Genomic DNA, 14,588 nt, shown 5'->3' on the forward strand with positions numbered 1-14,588 from the left:
ACATAGGCATTTTTGTCGATTTGTTATATTATAACACTTATTGAGTATTTGGTGATTTTCTTCATGTCCCGTTTCTTTGCATTTTGTGCTCTGGCCCTCTTCAGTAGCTTTGGTTGGACACAGAGTCTGGTGGTTTCTACGCATCCCATTTATCTTATTGCTCAGGAAGTGACTCAGGGCGTGGAGAAGCCTGTGCTCTTGCTGGGGGATCAGTCTGGACATGACATTACCCTGACGCCAGCGCATCGCAAAGCCATTCTGGATGCCTCACTGGTGATCTGGCTGGGTAAGGCACATGAAGCTCCATTGAATAAGCTGTTGTCTGATAATCCCAAAGCGATTTCGATTTTAGATTCCGGTATTGTGCAAACCCTGCCGCAGCGTACTACTCGTGGTGTGGCGTTGAACAATACGGTCGATACACATGTGTGGCTAGATCCCAACAATGCCGTACGTATCGGCTTTTTTATTGCAGCCCTGCGTTCACAGCAATTACCCGAACATAAAGAAGCCTACTGGGCCAATGCCAAACGCTTTGCTCAAGAGATGCTGCTGAGTGCACAACAATACAATAACAATGCAACAGTAAAGCCTTATTGGGCATATCATGATGCCTATCAGTATCTGGAACGTGCTTTAAACCTGAAATTTTCCGGTGCATTGACCGATGATCCCCATGTGGCACCTACATTGGCTCAAATTAAATATTTAAATGACAGCCGTCCAAGTCGCAATATGTGCCTTTTGGCAGAAGGTCATGCCAGCAAGAACCAGTACCAGAAGTTGAATCCGGTGACCTTCCAGGCGGTCGATGAAAGTATGGGCAGGGAAGGGGACTTTGTGCTGGCATGGAAAAAACTTGCCGAACAAACCCATAAGTGTGTACAAAATGCACGAAAATAATGCAAAAATTAAACAGTAATGGATGAGTTCAAAAGCGATTTATGCAACGAAAAAAATCCGACTTAGGTCGGGAAAAGATTGCATGTTCAGGGGTGTAACTCTATAATGCCTGCGATTAAAAACGATCATCAGCTAAATTTGTCAAGCATGAATGCTGTGAGTGAATAAATAATGAGCCGAACTAGTCGCATGATTGACCGACGATTAGCGAAAGCTTTAGTCATTTTACAAGCATGCATGATTCCTGTTTCAGCCTTGATAGCGTGGGTCGTGAAAGACTCAACTGCAGCTTACAGTGCCGCACTTGGTGCGTTGGTGTGTTGGCTTGCAAGTTGTTATTTTTCTTGGCAATCGTTTCGAGCCGCAGGTGCGCGAGCTTCAAAACAGGTTCTTTCGAACATGTATAGAGGCTTGATGGGCAAGTTTGCAATTGTGATTGTTGGTTTCATTTTAATTTTAAGCACTGTCAAACCGTTGTCAGCGGTGGCATTGTTTTGTGGATTTATACTTGTTCAGACGATGACGTGGGTCGCACCTTTTTGGGCGTCACGACTCCGGAAATAAGTTTAAACACAACAAAAAATTGAAAAGTTTTTTAGGAGATGAACGAGATATCAGGCAGCACGCGATGTTCGTTCTCTCTATTTAGTATTTGACATTGACCAGGTGTGATTTATGGCTGCTGAAGAACATGCCCTTACTTCGACCGAGTACATCAAGCATCACTTGACCAATTTAACCTATGGCAAAATGCCGGATGGTTCTTGGAAATTGGCTGAGACTGCTGATGAAGCTCAACAGATGGGGTTCACTGCTATTCACTTGGATTCAATGGGTTGGTCTATCACTCTCGGTGTGGTTTTCTGTTTGTTGTTCTGGTTAGTAGCGAAAGCTGCAAACGCTGGTGTTCCTACCAAGTTCCAGTCTGCAATCGAAATGATCATCGAGTTTGTTGACTCAAGTGTCCGCGACACTTTCCATGGCAAATCACGCTTAATTGCGCCTTTAGCCCTCACAATTTTTGTGTGGATTTTCCTGATGAATGCGATGGATTTACTTCCAGTGGATTTCATCCCGCATCTTGCAGGAATTATTGGTTCAAACGTATTTGGTATGGACCCGCATCACGTTTACTTCAAGATTGTTCCATCTACTGACCCTAACGTTACCCTTGGTATGTCATTGTCGGTATTTGTGCTTATCTTGTTCTATAGCATTCGTGAAAAGGGCATCGGCGGTTTCGTCGGCGAGTTAGCACTCAACCCATTTAACCCAAGTAACCCAGTTGCAAAAGCGTTGCTCATTCCAGTGAACTTGATTCTGGAACTCGTAACATTCCTTGCACGTCCAGTTTCATTGGCTCTACGACTTTTCGGTAACATGTATGCAGGTGAGTTAATTTTCATCCTCATCGCATTATTACCGTTCTGGATCCAGTGGGCGTTGTCTGTGCCTTGGGCGATCTTCCACATTCTTGTTATTACGTTACAAGCATTCATTTTCATGATGCTGACTATCGTATACTTGAGTATGGCTAGCGAAAAACATTAATGGTATTGCCTGACTGTCAAAGGATGGTTGGGCTTAATTTTTTACTTTAATTTGGTATATACCTAACCTCTGAGGAATTATCATGGAACTCACTTTAGGTCTAGTTGCAATTGCATCTGCTATCTTGATCGCTTTTGGTGCTTTAGGTACTGCGATTGGTTTTGGTCTTTTAGGCGGCCGTTTCCTTGAAGCTGTAGCTCGTCAACCAGAATTGGCTCCACAACTTCAAACTCGTATGTTCTTAATCGCGGGTCTTCTTGATGCTGTGCCTATGATCGGTGTTGGTATTGGCTTGTTCTTCATCTTCGCTAATCCATTTGTAGGTTAATCAGCTTAATTCCTAAATTAAACCATTGAGGAATAGCAATGAATATCAACCTCACATTGATTGGCCAAGCGATTGCATTTGCGATTTTCGTCGCATTCTGCATGAAGTTTGTATGGCCACCACTAATCAATGCGATTAGTGAGCGTCAGCGTAAAATCGCTGATGGCTTAAACGCTGCTGAAAAAGCAAAAGCTGACCTTGCCGATGCGCAAGCTCAAGTGAAAGCTGAATTAGACGCAGCTAAAGCACAAGCGGCTCAATTGATCGAACAAGCGAACCGTCGCGGTGCGCAATTGGTAGAAGAAGCGCGTACTCAAGCAGCTGCTGAAGGTGAGCGTATTCGTCAACAAGCGAAAGAAGCTGTTGATACTGAAATCAATGCTGCTCGCGAAGAATTACGTCAACAAGTTGCTGCTCTTGCAGTGATTGGTGCAGAAAAAATTCTGACCCAGCAAGTTGACGCAGAAGCTCACAATGCCATGCTGACTCAGCTGGCTGCTAAACTTTAAGAGAGGCGGATTATGGCTGAACTCTTGACGTTGGCACGCCCATACGCTAAAGCAGCATTTGCTTACGCTTCTGAGCAAGGTGCAACTGACGCTTGGTCAAATGCATTAACTTTGCTCAGTGCTGCGGTGCAAGACGAAGCATTTTCAGCTTACTTAAATCGCCCTGAGCTTACTCCTGCAGAGCAGGTAAGTGTTTTTGCTAAAGTTTTAGGTGAAGATCAAACCGCAGCAGTGTCAAACTTTTTGACATTGCTTGCTGAAAATGACCGTTTGACTCTTCTTCCTGAAATTGAAACAGAATACGAACAGCTCAAATCACAGAATAACAACACTGTGGATGTTGTGATTGAATCAGCATTCCCATTGTCTTCTACACAAGAACAACTACTTGCAGATGCGTTGAAAAAACGCTTTAACGCTGCGGTAAATGTTTCTGTAGAAGTTAAACCAGAATTAATTGCTGGTGTAGTTATTCGTGCAGGCGACCAAGTGATAGATGATTCTGCGCTTAACAAGCTTGAAAAAATGCGGACTCGTCTTCTTGCGTAATTATTTATAAAAAATTACTGCGTAAAAGAAGACTGAACTTTAAAAAGATTGAGGTATAGCGCAATGCAACAACTGAATCCATCCGAGATCAGTGCGCTCATTAAACAGCGTATCGGCGATCTGGACACCAGCGCGACCGCTAAGAACGAAGGGACCATTGTTATGGTTTCCGACGGTATTGTGCGTATTCACGGCCTTGCTGATGCAATGTACGGTGAAATGATCGAATTCGACGGCGGCTTATTTGGTATGGCACTGAACCTAGAACAGGATTCAGTGGGTGCCGTTGTCTTAGGTAACTACTTAAGCCTTCAAGAAGGTCAAAAAGCGCGTTGCACAGGTCGTGTATTAGAAGTTCCGGTTGGTCCAGAACTTTTAGGCCGTGTAGTAGATGCTTTGGGTAACCCGATTGATGGTAAAGGCCCTATTGATGCAAAACTTACTGATGCTGTTGAAAAAGTAGCACCAGGTGTAATTTGGCGTCAATCAGTGGATGAACCTGTACAAACTGGTTATAAATCAGTAGATACAATGATCCCTGTAGGCCGTGGTCAACGTGAGTTGATCATTGGTGACCGTCAAACTGGTAAAACAGCAATGGCGATCGATGCGATCATCGCTCAGAAAAACTCTGGCATTAAATGTGTATACGTAGCTATTGGTCAAAAACAATCGACTATTGCTAACGTAGTACGCAAGCTTGAAGAAACTGGCGCTATGGCGTACACAACTGTTGTAGCTGCAGCTGCAGCTGATCCTGCAGCAATGCAGTATCTAGCTCCTTATGCTGGCTGTACAATGGGTGAGTACTTCCGTGACCGCGGTGAAGACGCGCTTATCATTTATGATGACTTGTCTAAACAAGCTGTTGCTTACCGTCAAATTTCATTGCTTTTACGTCGTCCACCAGGTCGTGAAGCATATCCTGGTGACGTATTCTATTTACACAGCCGTTTACTTGAACGTGCTTCTCGTGTATCTGCTGACTACGTTGAGAAATTCACTAATGGTGAAGTTAAAGGCCAAACTGGTTCATTAACTGCATTGCCGATTATTGAAACTCAAGCCGGTGACGTATCTGCATTCGTACCAACCAACGTAATTTCGATTACTGATGGTCAGATCTTCCTTGAAACATCATTGTTCAACGCAGGTATCCGTCCTGCTGTGAACGCGGGTATCTCTGTATCTCGTGTTGGTGGTTCTGCTCAAACCAAGATCATCAAGAAATTGTCTGGTGGTATCCGTACCGCTTTGGCGCAATATCGTGAATTGGCAGCGTTTGCTCAGTTCGCTTCTGACCTTGACGAAGCAACTCGTAAGCAACTTGAACATGGTCAACGTGTAACTGAGTTAATGAAGCAAAAACAATATGCTCCTTACTCAATTGCTGACCAGGCTGTTTCAATTTATGCATCTAACGAAGGCTACATGGCTGACGTTGAAGTGAAGAAAATCGTTGCATTTGATGCTGCGTTAATTGCTTACTTCCGTTCAGAACACGCTGCAGTAATGCAAAAAATTGACGAGACTGGTGCTTGGGACAAAGATATCGAAGCTGAATTCAAAGCTGGTATTGAAAAGTTCAAAGCGACTCAAACTTACTAATTTAGCAACTTGCTAGATTAGTGTTGGTTTGGTTCACGGAATCAACCTTCGAGGGCTCGAAAGAGCCTTCGAATATTAGGTTAAGCGTATGGCAAATTTAAAAGAAATTCGCGCCAAAGTAGCTAGTATCAAAAGCACGCAGAAAATTACTCGCGCGATGCAGATGGTAGCAGCTTCTAAGATGCGTCGTGCGCAAGAGCGCATGGCTCAAGGCCGTCCGTATGCCGAAAATATGCACCGTGTAATTGCTCACTTGGTCCAAGCGAATCCTGAATACAAACACCGTTATATGGTTGAACGCCCGGTTAAGCGCGTTGGCTATATCATTGTGTCATCAGATCGCGGCCTTGCTGGTGGTTTGAACATTAACTTGTTCAAGAAAGTGGTTAAACACGTTCAACAGCAACAAGAGCAGTCAATTGAAGTTCAATTTGCTTTAATTGGTCAAAAAGCGGTTTCGTTTTTTAAAAACTACGGCGGTAAAGTGCTTGGTGCAACTACAAACGTAGGTGATGCGCCAAGTCTTGAACAGTTAACTGGTTCTGTACAGGTGATGTTGGACGCTTACGATAAAGGCGAGTTAGATCGTATTTATCTGGTGTCAAACGGCTTTGTCAATGCCATGACTCAAAACCAAAAGATCGAACAACTCGTTCCTTTAGCAGCTGCTGAAGAAAGCGAAGGTTTGAACCGTCAATACGGTTGGGACTATATCTATGAACCAGAAGCTGAAGAGCTTTTAAATGGTTTATTGGTTCGTTACATCGAGTCTATGGTTTATCAAGGCGTGATTGAAAACATCGCGTGTGAACAGTCTGCACGTATGGTTGCAATGAAAGCTGCAACGGATAACGCGGGTGAGCTGATCAAGAGCCTACAACTTATTTATAACAAGCTGCGTCAAGCCGCGATTACTCAGGAAATTTCTGAGATCGTTGGTGGTGCCGCTGCCGTTTAACATTATTAGTTTGAATTGAGGAGACAGCAATGAGTAGCGGTCGTATCATTCAGATCATCGGCGCGGTTATCGACGTCGAGTTTGAACGTAACAGCGTTCCTAAGATCTATGACGCTCTCCACGTTGATGGCACTGAAACTACATTAGAAGTTCAGCAACAACTTGGTGATGGCGTAGTTCGTACTATTGCAATGGGTTCTACTGAAGGCCTTAAGCGTGGTTTGAACGTAACTAACACTGGCGCGCCTATCTCTGTACCTGTAGGTACTGCATGTTTAGGTCGTATCATGGACGTTCTTGGTCGCCCTATCGACGAAGCTGGTCCAGTTGCCACTGAAGAACGTTTGCCGATTCACCGTCAAGCACCTTCTTATGCTGAACAAGCAGCATCTACTGACCTTTTAGAAACTGGTATTAAAGTCATCGACTTACTTTGCCCGTTCGCTAAAGGTGGTAAAGTTGGTCTGTTCGGTGGTGCCGGTGTTGGTAAAACTGTAAACATGATGGAGTTGATCAACAACATCGCTAAAGCACACTCAGGTTTATCTGTATTTGCTGGTGTTGGTGAGCGTACTCGTGAAGGTAACGACTTCTATCACGAGATGAAAGACTCTAACGTACTTGACAAAGTAGCGATGGTTTACGGTCAGATGAACGAGCCACCGGGTAACCGTTTACGCGTAGCGTTGACTGGTTTGACTATGGCTGAGTACTTCCGTGACGAGAAAGACGAAAACGGTAAAGGCCGTGACGTACTATTGTTCGTAGACAACATCTACCGTTATACACTAGCAGGTACTGAAGTATCAGCACTTCTAGGTCGTATGCCATCTGCAGTAGGTTACCAACCGACTCTTGCAGAAGAGATGGGTGTTCTTCAAGAACGTATTACTTCTACTAAGTCTGGTTCGATTACATCTATCCAAGCGGTATATGTACCTGCCGATGACTTAACAGATCCATCGCCTGCAACTACATTCGCTCACTTGGACGCAACTGTAGTATTGAGCCGTGACATCGCATCTTCTGGTATTTACCCAGCGATCGATCCACTTGACTCTACTTCACGTCAGTTAGATCCATTAGTAGTGGGTACTGAGCATTACGAGATTGCTCGTTCAGTTCAAAACGTTCTTCAACGTTATAAAGAATTGAAAGACATCATCGCGATTCTTGGTATGGACGAGTTAGCTGAAGAAGACAAACTTACTGTATACCGTGCACGTAAGATCCAACGTTTCTTCTCTCAACCGTTCCACGTAGCTGAAGTGTTTACTGGTGCTCCTGGTAAACTTGTACCGCTTAAAGAAACAATTCGTGGCTTTAAAGGTCTTCTAGCTGGTGAATACGACCACATTCCAGAACAAGCGTTCTACATGGTTGGTGGTATTGACGAAGTTATTGCTAAAGCTGAGAAACTTTAATTAGTTACCTAATTTAGGAGATTCTCATGTCAACTATGCAATGTGACGTTGTAAGTGTTAAAGAGTCTTTGTACTCAGGCACTGTAACTATGCTAATTGCTAAAGGTGCTGGCGGTGAGTTGGGTATTATGCCTGGCCATGCTCCGCTAGTAACTTTGCTCAAGCCGGGCGCAATCCGCGTTCTGCTTGAAAACGGTACAGAAGAATTAATCTATGTATCTGGTGGTGTTTTAGAAGTTCAACCGCATGTTGTTACGGTTCTTGCAGATACTGCAGTCCGTGCAGAAAACTTAGATGAAGCTGCAATTATTGAAGCACGTAAAAATGCTGAACAATTGCTTGCGAATCAAAAGAGCGATTTGGACTCTGCTGCTGCTTTGGCTGCTCTTGCAGAAACTGCTGCTCAGCTGGAAACCATCCGCAAAATCAAAAACCGCGCTCAATAAGACACGGTTCGAGATTGAAAAACCACCCGAAAGGGTGGTTTTTTTATTTTTAAATTTTCTATATTTAATTCTATTTTTCTTTAAAGAAAGCCTGTCTGAGTTGACCGAACAACATATCACTCACTTTGTCATCTTGTGTCTTAATCAGTTGCTTCAATTTTTCAGCTTTTGGTGTATCTTCCGGAACGATAATTTCTTCTCCGGATTGATCAGCATATGAAATCGGTTGCGGGTTTGCTGTGGCTAGATTGGATGAAGTGGGATATTCAACATGCCAAAGCTGAGTTAAAAGAGCCATGATGTATTTATATTCATCTGTATCTGGCTGAAAACGTTTATACAGTTGCAAATCTTGTAATGCTTCTAAACGATCATCTGGGTCAGTGGAGGAAGGACTTTGCCCTTCGACAATGATCGGGTGAATTTCATGTTGCATCAAATGGTAGTCAAGCCAGTCACCAAGCAGGTTATGGTCAATATCTGCAACATAATCGCTGTTTTGCTGGACCAACTGTTGTAGCCGTTGCAATACGCTCATTTCTTGTTGTTGAAGTGCGTAACGTGCTTCAGTGTCCAGTTGTTCCAATTCTTTCATGGGCAAATCTAAAAAACGTTGTTGCTGTTCAAAAGCATCAACAATATTGCTTTGATGGAGATTATTCCATTGCTGCAAGGCGTGAATTTCCAGCTGTTGAATTTCTTTAAATGCTTTGCTTTTGTAGTGACTGAGCTTAATACGCTGAATATTTTGTTGATTCAATTCAATTCGTTGTTTGATATATTCAACATAAGGACCAGTTTGCTTTGGACTGACCGGTTGGATCACATCAACCAATAACAACTGCTGTTGTTGATTATGTTTGAGCCAGTCTTGAATCAGTTGAACATCTTTTATAGGGTGAGAAAAAAATTGATTTAAGCGTGGCATAGCTTTTTCAGGCATGATGAAATGCAACACGCCATACGCCATGATTGCTAAACAGACCACCACAAGAATAATTTTTTTCATATTATAAAATATTTTTTGTGTTTGCTATTTGTACATATTATAGGAAAAATGAGAAGTGGATAATGTTTTTTTATAAAAACATCAATTGTATAGAGGGAGAATAGAACACAGAGCACCGTTCTATTTTTAACTTAAAATTTCATTCGATCTTACTTCCAGCTTATATCTCTACCTTTTTAGATTACCCATGCGCATGTTTTTACTTCAGGAAAATTGGCTTTTGCCGGGTTATTTCAAGCCAAACAATTTCTATTTTATTTTAATAGTGCAAAAATAATATCTAAAGTTGCATAGCTTATAAGCAGGTATTGGGTATAGATTAAAAGTATCTACTTTGAACGCTTATGGTTTTAGATGAACCTTATCGAACATGAACCGCACTTTTGGGAACTTTACCAAGACTTTGAGCATTATTATCTCAGCATTGCAGTGGATATGAGTTCGGTCGTATCCTGCTGGGACTTGGTTTTAACGCAAGATGAAATCCTGGCTTATAAACAGTACGGTCGAAAGAGTATCGAGGAACTGGCAAAATCTATGGTTGCTGCAGCGTATAAAGGTGATTTTTCTGTTATGGAAAGTCGTCTAGCCTCATCTAAAGAAAAACAAGCGATGCAAGCTGCTTTTAAACAATGGCGTGTACAGTAAAATCCATGAGTCGGTAAGAATGAACCTCGTTGCTAAGATGAAAAATCCCCCTTAATAATTTGTTTACTCTCTATAAATCTCATTAATAATCTGAGTTAAACGCGACATTTCTAGTTCTTATCCGTTGCCCGAATCCCGACTTTAGCAAGATCGGCTATGCCTTGCTGTTATTTATAGTCTTACCAGTGATTTTTTTCAAATCAGCTTCAAAATAAGAAACAATCATTTTAGAGCCGGCACACCTTGTACTGCTGAACGGCAAACACATCTAAAGTGATCAAATCCGATACAAATCCACTCATTTTGATTATTTATTGTTCTATATAGTAGGGCTGTGGCTCCTCTAACAAGAGTCTTCTCAGTATGCGTAATATGGAGAACATCAATATGGCGAATACAATGAAAGCCGCGGTAGTTACGGCATTTAACCAGCCGCTGCAAATACAAGAACTGGAAATTCCGAAAATCAGTCCGGGCAAAGTACTGGTGAAAATTATTGCAACAGGTGTTTGTCATACCGATCTGCATGCCATGCATGGGGATTGGCCGGTAAAACCGACTTTACCTTTTGTTCCCGGCCATGAAGGTGTGGGTGAAGTCATAGAGGTCGGTGAGGGTGTAGAGCATTTAAAGGTGGGAGATATTGTAGGTGTTCCGTGGCTGTATTCGGCATGTGGTCATTGCGATCATTGCTATGCAGGCTGGGAAACCTTGTGCAAGAAACAGCAAAATTCGGGTTATTCGGTGAATGGCAGTTTTGCTGAATATTGTCTGGCAGATAGTGACTACGTCGGCGTGATTCCTGAAGGTGTCGATCTGCTGGAAATTGCTCCGATTTTATGTGCTGGCGTGACAGTCTATAAAGGTTTGAAAATGACAGAGGCCAAAACCGGGGACTGGGTCGCCATTTCCGGGATTGGTGGCCTAGGTCATGTGGCAATTCAGTATGCCAAGACCATGGGCTTTAATGTGGTGGCAATTGATGTGGATGATTCTAAACTGGAATTGGCCAAAAACTTGGGTGCCGATGTGACCATTAATGCCCTGAAAGTGGATGTCAAGGAAGAAGTCATGAAAGCCACGGGTGAGGGTTGTCACGGTGTTTTGGTGACCGCGGTATCGCCAAAGGCATTTGAACAGGCTGTGGCAATTGTTCGTCGTGGTGGCACTATGGTTTTAAACGGTTTACCAGCGGGAACCTTTGACTTGTCGATTTTTAATATGGTGCTGGAAGGGATTACCGTGCGCGGCTCGATTGTTGGAACGCGTCTGGACTTGAAAGAAGCACTGGATATTGCAGCGCGCGGCAAGGTCAAGGCGCATATCCATGTAGAACCGCTTGAGAATATTAACGATATTTTTGAGCGTATGGAGCAGGGTAAAATTGATGGCCGTATCGTGATTGATATGAGACTTTAATCTTCAATTTAAACAGACCAATTCTGCAGGACCGCTGAATTGGTCTTTATTTTTAGAGGCTTTCTCTATAGGAGAATTAACTTTCCTGATCTGATTCACTTGAACCTGAATCATGCTGACCTGCAGGAATCATCATGCCGGCCAGTTTAATCATTTCCGTCTGGATCGTACCCATTTGTTGTTCAATTTTCTTGAAATCGACCTGAGTCAAGTCGATCTTGCCATTTAAAAACGGGGTGGCTAGTACTTGCTGATTGGCCTGCATTACATTTTGACGAATCGAATCAATTTCCTGGCTTTTCAGGTTCAAGCTGCTGAGAGCCTGATCAAAACCTTTTAACTGGGCTTTTAAGGATTCTGCAGTGCTTTGTAATTGCTGCTGATCATGATTGGAAACAGCCGCTTCTAAATCCGATTGGCTCTGTTTGAGCTGTTCAATATAGTCACCGGTTTTCAATTGCATATCGGCAACATCGCGGACAATATAAAACATGTTTCCGCTTTTCAGTTCGGTTTTATTAGCTGAGGCTTCTGTAGCTGACGGGGTAGAGACCTGTTCGGAGACTTCGCTGGATGTTTCATTTTCAGTTGAATCCGGTGTACTGGCTTGTTCACAACCAATCAGCAAAAGGCCCGCACTAAACATCACAAAAGGAGAAACCGCATTTTGGATGAATTTTTTCATATCTCTTTCATTTTAGCTTCAATCAATACCTCACAATATAGGGACAGAATGTGGAGAAAAAACTAATTGTTGCAAAGTCATAACGAATATTTTGAATATAAGCGCTTGAGTTATTAAAAAGAGCGCTGCAGCGCTCTTAACTTTACATAAATGACTAAGCTCAATTTGTCATAATTTTCACAATACTGTGATTGAGCGTGTTAATCAGTACATAGTCGCCATTGACGCGAATCCATCGCTGGTTTTTGCCCGGTTTACTCAGATTTTTATAACGCTTATGATCAATTGCATAGCCTTTACCATAATAATGTGAAGGCAGGGCTTGACCGGCCTTCCAGTCGCGGGATGGTTTTAAAACCCGATTTTGTACGACTTCATGATGACGCTGTTCAGCGTGCTGTTGGCCATGTGCGTCACCCGGATGCATATTTTGGGCATGGTTGTTATTTTCATGGGCATGAGCAGGTGGCGCAGCGATTGCTGCAGGTGCTGCCAGCACGGTAGTGGTTAAAGCAAAGAGTCCAGCATGTACTAGTTTTTTCATGGGTTTACCTACGCTTAAAATAGCTGTCAGCCAATATTTTTATTTCACCTTTAAGTTAAAGAGAAAACGTGAATAATCTATTGTATAAATGTAATTTGCTGCCTGCTCTGAAGCATGAATGGCATGCAACTCTCTGAATTCCTTCCTTGATTTGAATCTGCTAATTTCTGGGGACAACCAGCTCCGATGTCCCTTTGCTGGCTGATCGGAAATTTTTCAAAGTGCTAGGGCAATCGGCTTTCATTATTCGTCAGTAGCGTGTTCTGTCTGGTGATGATTTTGCCTGGCATCTCATTCATGCGGCAGGTTATTTCACCGATATGATGATAAAAATTGCTGATAGAAATAGCCTGATGTTCGTTCAGTTTTGGGTCATGTTCAACAGACTTATGTCTGGACAGTTTTTTGAAAGTTAAAATGATTAGAGAAAAATAAAGCCGACTTCAGCCTGAATTAAACAAGTTGAGCCGGCCGGTTTAGAGCATACTTTTATTTGGCAAGTTCAGCATTAATCGCATCGACAATACGTTGATCATCCGCTGTGATGTCTGGTGCAAAGCGGGCTACCACTTCCCCTTTTTTATTAATCAGGAATTTTTCAAAGTTCCATAACACTTCAGGCGGCTCATTTGGAGTCAGGCCATAATCGACCAGATCTTTCCACCAAGGTCCTTCGCCAATACGTTCAGGAATGGCCTGAGTCAGGGTTTGATAAAGTGGATGCTTATCTTCACCTGCTACGGAAATTTTAGAAAATAGCGGAAAATCCACCTGATAATTCAAAGAACAAAATTCCTGGATTTCTGCATCAGAACCCGGTTCCTGAGCCAGGAAATTATTGGCAGGAAAACCTAAAATTTCCAGCCCTTGGTCTTTCTTTTCTTTATACAGTTTTTCTAAGCCTTCATATTGCGGGGTTAAACCGCATTTAGAGGCGACATTCACCAACAGCAATACTTTGCCTGCATATTGATTTAAGGTGATGTCCTGGCCGGCAATGGTCTTGACCGGAATATCATAAACAGATTGGCTCATGAGAAAGTCCTTGAATATTTGAATTTGAATGACTGCTTTGTTTTAAAGCTTATTGTGTCGATCGACAAGTCTTTATTGAGATCTGGATGGTAATCTTTCATGCAGGGTAAATAAAAACAGGCCAATCGACCTGTTTTTATCATGCAATACCTTATTGTGCAGTTTTGACTTTGTTTTCCAGAGCCTGCATGTCGGCGACCAGTTCTTTTTGCAATTGCGTTGCCCGGTCTCGCAGTTCAGCAATTTTTTTCATATCCGGTTTTTCGGCAATACTTTCTTCAGAAAGTTCGATACCCAGATTATTGGATTCTTTAATTTTGCTACGTACTTTGTCTAGCTCGGTACTTTTCAGGGCTAAAGCATCCAGATCCCGGTTAAAGTTCGCAATATAGGTCTTCATTTCTGCAACGATCGTATTTAGTGCGACTTTATCATTTTTTTGCGCAGCCTGATTAGCTTTATTTTGCAAGTCTAAAGCCTCTTTGGAGCGATTTTGGGAGAGGGTCTGGATTTCAATTAAATCATTTTTAATATCTTTGATATTGTTTGTACTTAGCACTGCGGTTGCAGGTTGTGTACTTGCAGGGGAAGCGCTTGTAGCTGCTGACGATGTGGGTGCTTCATTGGGTTTTTTATCACAGGCTGTTAATGCCAGAGCTGCAACACAGAGTGAAGCCAGTAATAGTGTTTTCATATCGCATCCTTATAGATCCAATGACAACATCAGACCTAAAACATTAAAGACGTTAAGAAATATATGCTAGAGACTCCCTTTAATAGAGTGCTGCCATCAAAATGGCATAGGACTTTAGCCCGTAACTAGGACATTTTTGTTGTTAAGCTGCTGCAAATTGCAAAGCCGTTATTTAAGAACCTATCCAGAATATTTTCTATGCAAAAGTAGCCTTAAAAAGGCTAAATTAATGAACTGAAGGCTCGTATTTAGATGCTTTTCACAGTTTTTCCAGAGCC

At 42.5% G+C, this 14,588-nt stretch carries 17 protein-coding genes and 1 pseudogene; 12 read left to right on the plus strand and 6 right to left on the minus strand.

The annotated features are described in order from the left end of the window. Positions 1 to 63: 63 nt before the first annotated feature. The 10 genes from ACE01T_RS12185 (at position 64) to ACE01T_RS12230 (ending at position 8,276) form a co-directional block, all read left to right on the plus strand. Positions 64 to 903, plus strand: coding sequence for a metal ABC transporter solute-binding protein, Zn/Mn family (locus tag ACE01T_RS12185; RefSeq protein ID WP_300045735.1), 840 nt, complete (start codon positions 64 to 66; stop codon positions 901 to 903). Positions 904 to 1,074: 171 nt separating this feature from the next. Continuing rightward, positions 1,075 to 1,467 (plus strand): ATP synthase subunit I, encoded by a 393-nt coding sequence (locus ACE01T_RS12190; RefSeq protein ID WP_092820019.1) that lies wholly within the window; start codon positions 1,075 to 1,077, stop codon positions 1,465 to 1,467. A 111-nt stretch (positions 1,468 to 1,578) separates the two neighbouring features. Next, positions 1,579 to 2,454 carry a F0F1 ATP synthase subunit A gene (atpB, locus tag ACE01T_RS12195; protein ID WP_086176476.1) on the plus strand — a complete coding sequence of 292 codons (876 nt, stop codon included), beginning with the start codon at positions 1,579 to 1,581 and terminating at the stop codon, positions 2,452 to 2,454. An 82-nt stretch (positions 2,455 to 2,536) separates the two neighbouring features. Beyond that, a complete protein-coding gene (atpE, locus tag ACE01T_RS12200) occupies positions 2,537 to 2,782 on the plus strand; it encodes a F0F1 ATP synthase subunit C (protein ID WP_000424060.1) in 246 nt (81 codons plus the stop codon). Between the two features lie 38 nt (positions 2,783 to 2,820). Next, positions 2,821 to 3,291 (plus strand): F0F1 ATP synthase subunit B, encoded by a 471-nt coding sequence (locus ACE01T_RS12205; RefSeq protein WP_086196641.1) that lies wholly within the window; start codon positions 2,821 to 2,823, stop codon positions 3,289 to 3,291. A gap of 12 nt (positions 3,292 to 3,303) precedes the next feature. Beyond that, the gene (locus ACE01T_RS12210; RefSeq protein ID WP_166171993.1) at positions 3,304 to 3,840 is read left to right on the plus strand and encodes a F0F1 ATP synthase subunit delta; all 537 of its coding nucleotides are present in this window, start codon (positions 3,304 to 3,306) and stop codon (positions 3,838 to 3,840) included. 63 nt (positions 3,841 to 3,903) lie between these two features. Further along, positions 3,904 to 5,448 carry a F0F1 ATP synthase subunit alpha gene (gene atpA, locus ACE01T_RS12215; RefSeq protein ID WP_086196639.1) on the plus strand — a complete coding sequence of 515 codons (1,545 nt, stop codon included), beginning with the start codon at positions 3,904 to 3,906 and terminating at the stop codon, positions 5,446 to 5,448. An 88-nt stretch (positions 5,449 to 5,536) separates the two neighbouring features. Then, positions 5,537 to 6,406 (plus strand): F0F1 ATP synthase subunit gamma, encoded by an 870-nt coding sequence (atpG, locus tag ACE01T_RS12220; protein ID WP_086196638.1) that lies wholly within the window; start codon positions 5,537 to 5,539, stop codon positions 6,404 to 6,406. Between the two features lie 29 nt (positions 6,407 to 6,435). Further along, positions 6,436 to 7,830: a F0F1 ATP synthase subunit beta gene (gene atpD, locus ACE01T_RS12225; RefSeq protein WP_300045719.1), complete on the plus strand. Its 1,395-nt coding sequence runs from the start codon at positions 6,436 to 6,438 to the stop codon at positions 7,828 to 7,830. A 26-nt stretch (positions 7,831 to 7,856) separates the two neighbouring features. Next, positions 7,857 to 8,276: a F0F1 ATP synthase subunit epsilon gene (locus ACE01T_RS12230; protein WP_086176470.1), complete on the plus strand. Its 420-nt coding sequence runs from the start codon at positions 7,857 to 7,859 to the stop codon at positions 8,274 to 8,276. Between the two features lie 70 nt (positions 8,277 to 8,346). Here ACE01T_RS12230 and ACE01T_RS12235 read toward each other — a convergent pair whose 3' ends face one another. Further along, entirely contained in the window at positions 8,347 to 9,285 is a 939-nt protein-coding gene (locus ACE01T_RS12235; protein WP_395519342.1) for a hypothetical protein, read from the minus strand. A 354-nt stretch (positions 9,286 to 9,639) separates the two neighbouring features. On the opposite strand from ACE01T_RS12235, the gene ACE01T_RS12240 reads away from it, so the two are divergent. Both ACE01T_RS12240 and adhP read left to right on the plus strand, forming a co-directional pair. Continuing rightward, positions 9,640 to 9,933, plus strand: a complete 294-nt coding sequence (locus ACE01T_RS12240) for a hypothetical protein (protein ID WP_180042909.1) — start codon at positions 9,640 to 9,642, stop codon at positions 9,931 to 9,933. Between the two features lie 387 nt (positions 9,934 to 10,320). Beyond that, positions 10,321 to 11,352 carry an alcohol dehydrogenase AdhP gene (adhP, locus tag ACE01T_RS12245; RefSeq protein ID WP_395519343.1) on the plus strand — a complete coding sequence of 344 codons (1,032 nt, stop codon included), beginning with the start codon at positions 10,321 to 10,323 and terminating at the stop codon, positions 11,350 to 11,352. 76 nt (positions 11,353 to 11,428) lie between these two features. Here the strand turns inward: adhP and ACE01T_RS12250 are convergent, their stop codons facing one another. The 5 genes and pseudogenes from ACE01T_RS12250 to ACE01T_RS12270 all read right to left on the minus strand — a co-directional run. Further along, positions 11,429 to 12,037, minus strand: a complete 609-nt coding sequence (locus ACE01T_RS12250) for a hypothetical protein (RefSeq protein WP_180042911.1) — start codon at positions 12,035 to 12,037, stop codon at positions 11,429 to 11,431. Positions 12,038 to 12,197: 160 nt separating this feature from the next. After that, positions 12,198 to 12,581 carry an RcnB family protein gene (locus tag ACE01T_RS12255; RefSeq protein ID WP_395519344.1) on the minus strand — a complete coding sequence of 128 codons (384 nt, stop codon included), beginning with the start codon at positions 12,579 to 12,581 and terminating at the stop codon, positions 12,198 to 12,200. Between the two features lie 489 nt (positions 12,582 to 13,070). Next, positions 13,071 to 13,616: a glutathione peroxidase gene (locus ACE01T_RS12260; protein WP_395519345.1), complete on the minus strand. Its 546-nt coding sequence runs from the start codon at positions 13,614 to 13,616 to the stop codon at positions 13,071 to 13,073. 151 nt (positions 13,617 to 13,767) lie between these two features. After that, positions 13,768 to 14,310, minus strand: coding sequence for a hypothetical protein (locus tag ACE01T_RS12265; protein WP_180042914.1), 543 nt, complete (start codon positions 14,308 to 14,310; stop codon positions 13,768 to 13,770). Between the two features lie 180 nt (positions 14,311 to 14,490). Continuing rightward, positions 14,491 to 14,588, minus strand: a pseudogene (locus ACE01T_RS12270) (IS5/IS1182 family transposase); the annotation flags it as partial.

This window comes from Acinetobacter uliginosus (assembly GCF_044130295.1).
Classification (GTDB): Bacteria; Pseudomonadota; Gammaproteobacteria; order Pseudomonadales; family Moraxellaceae; genus Acinetobacter.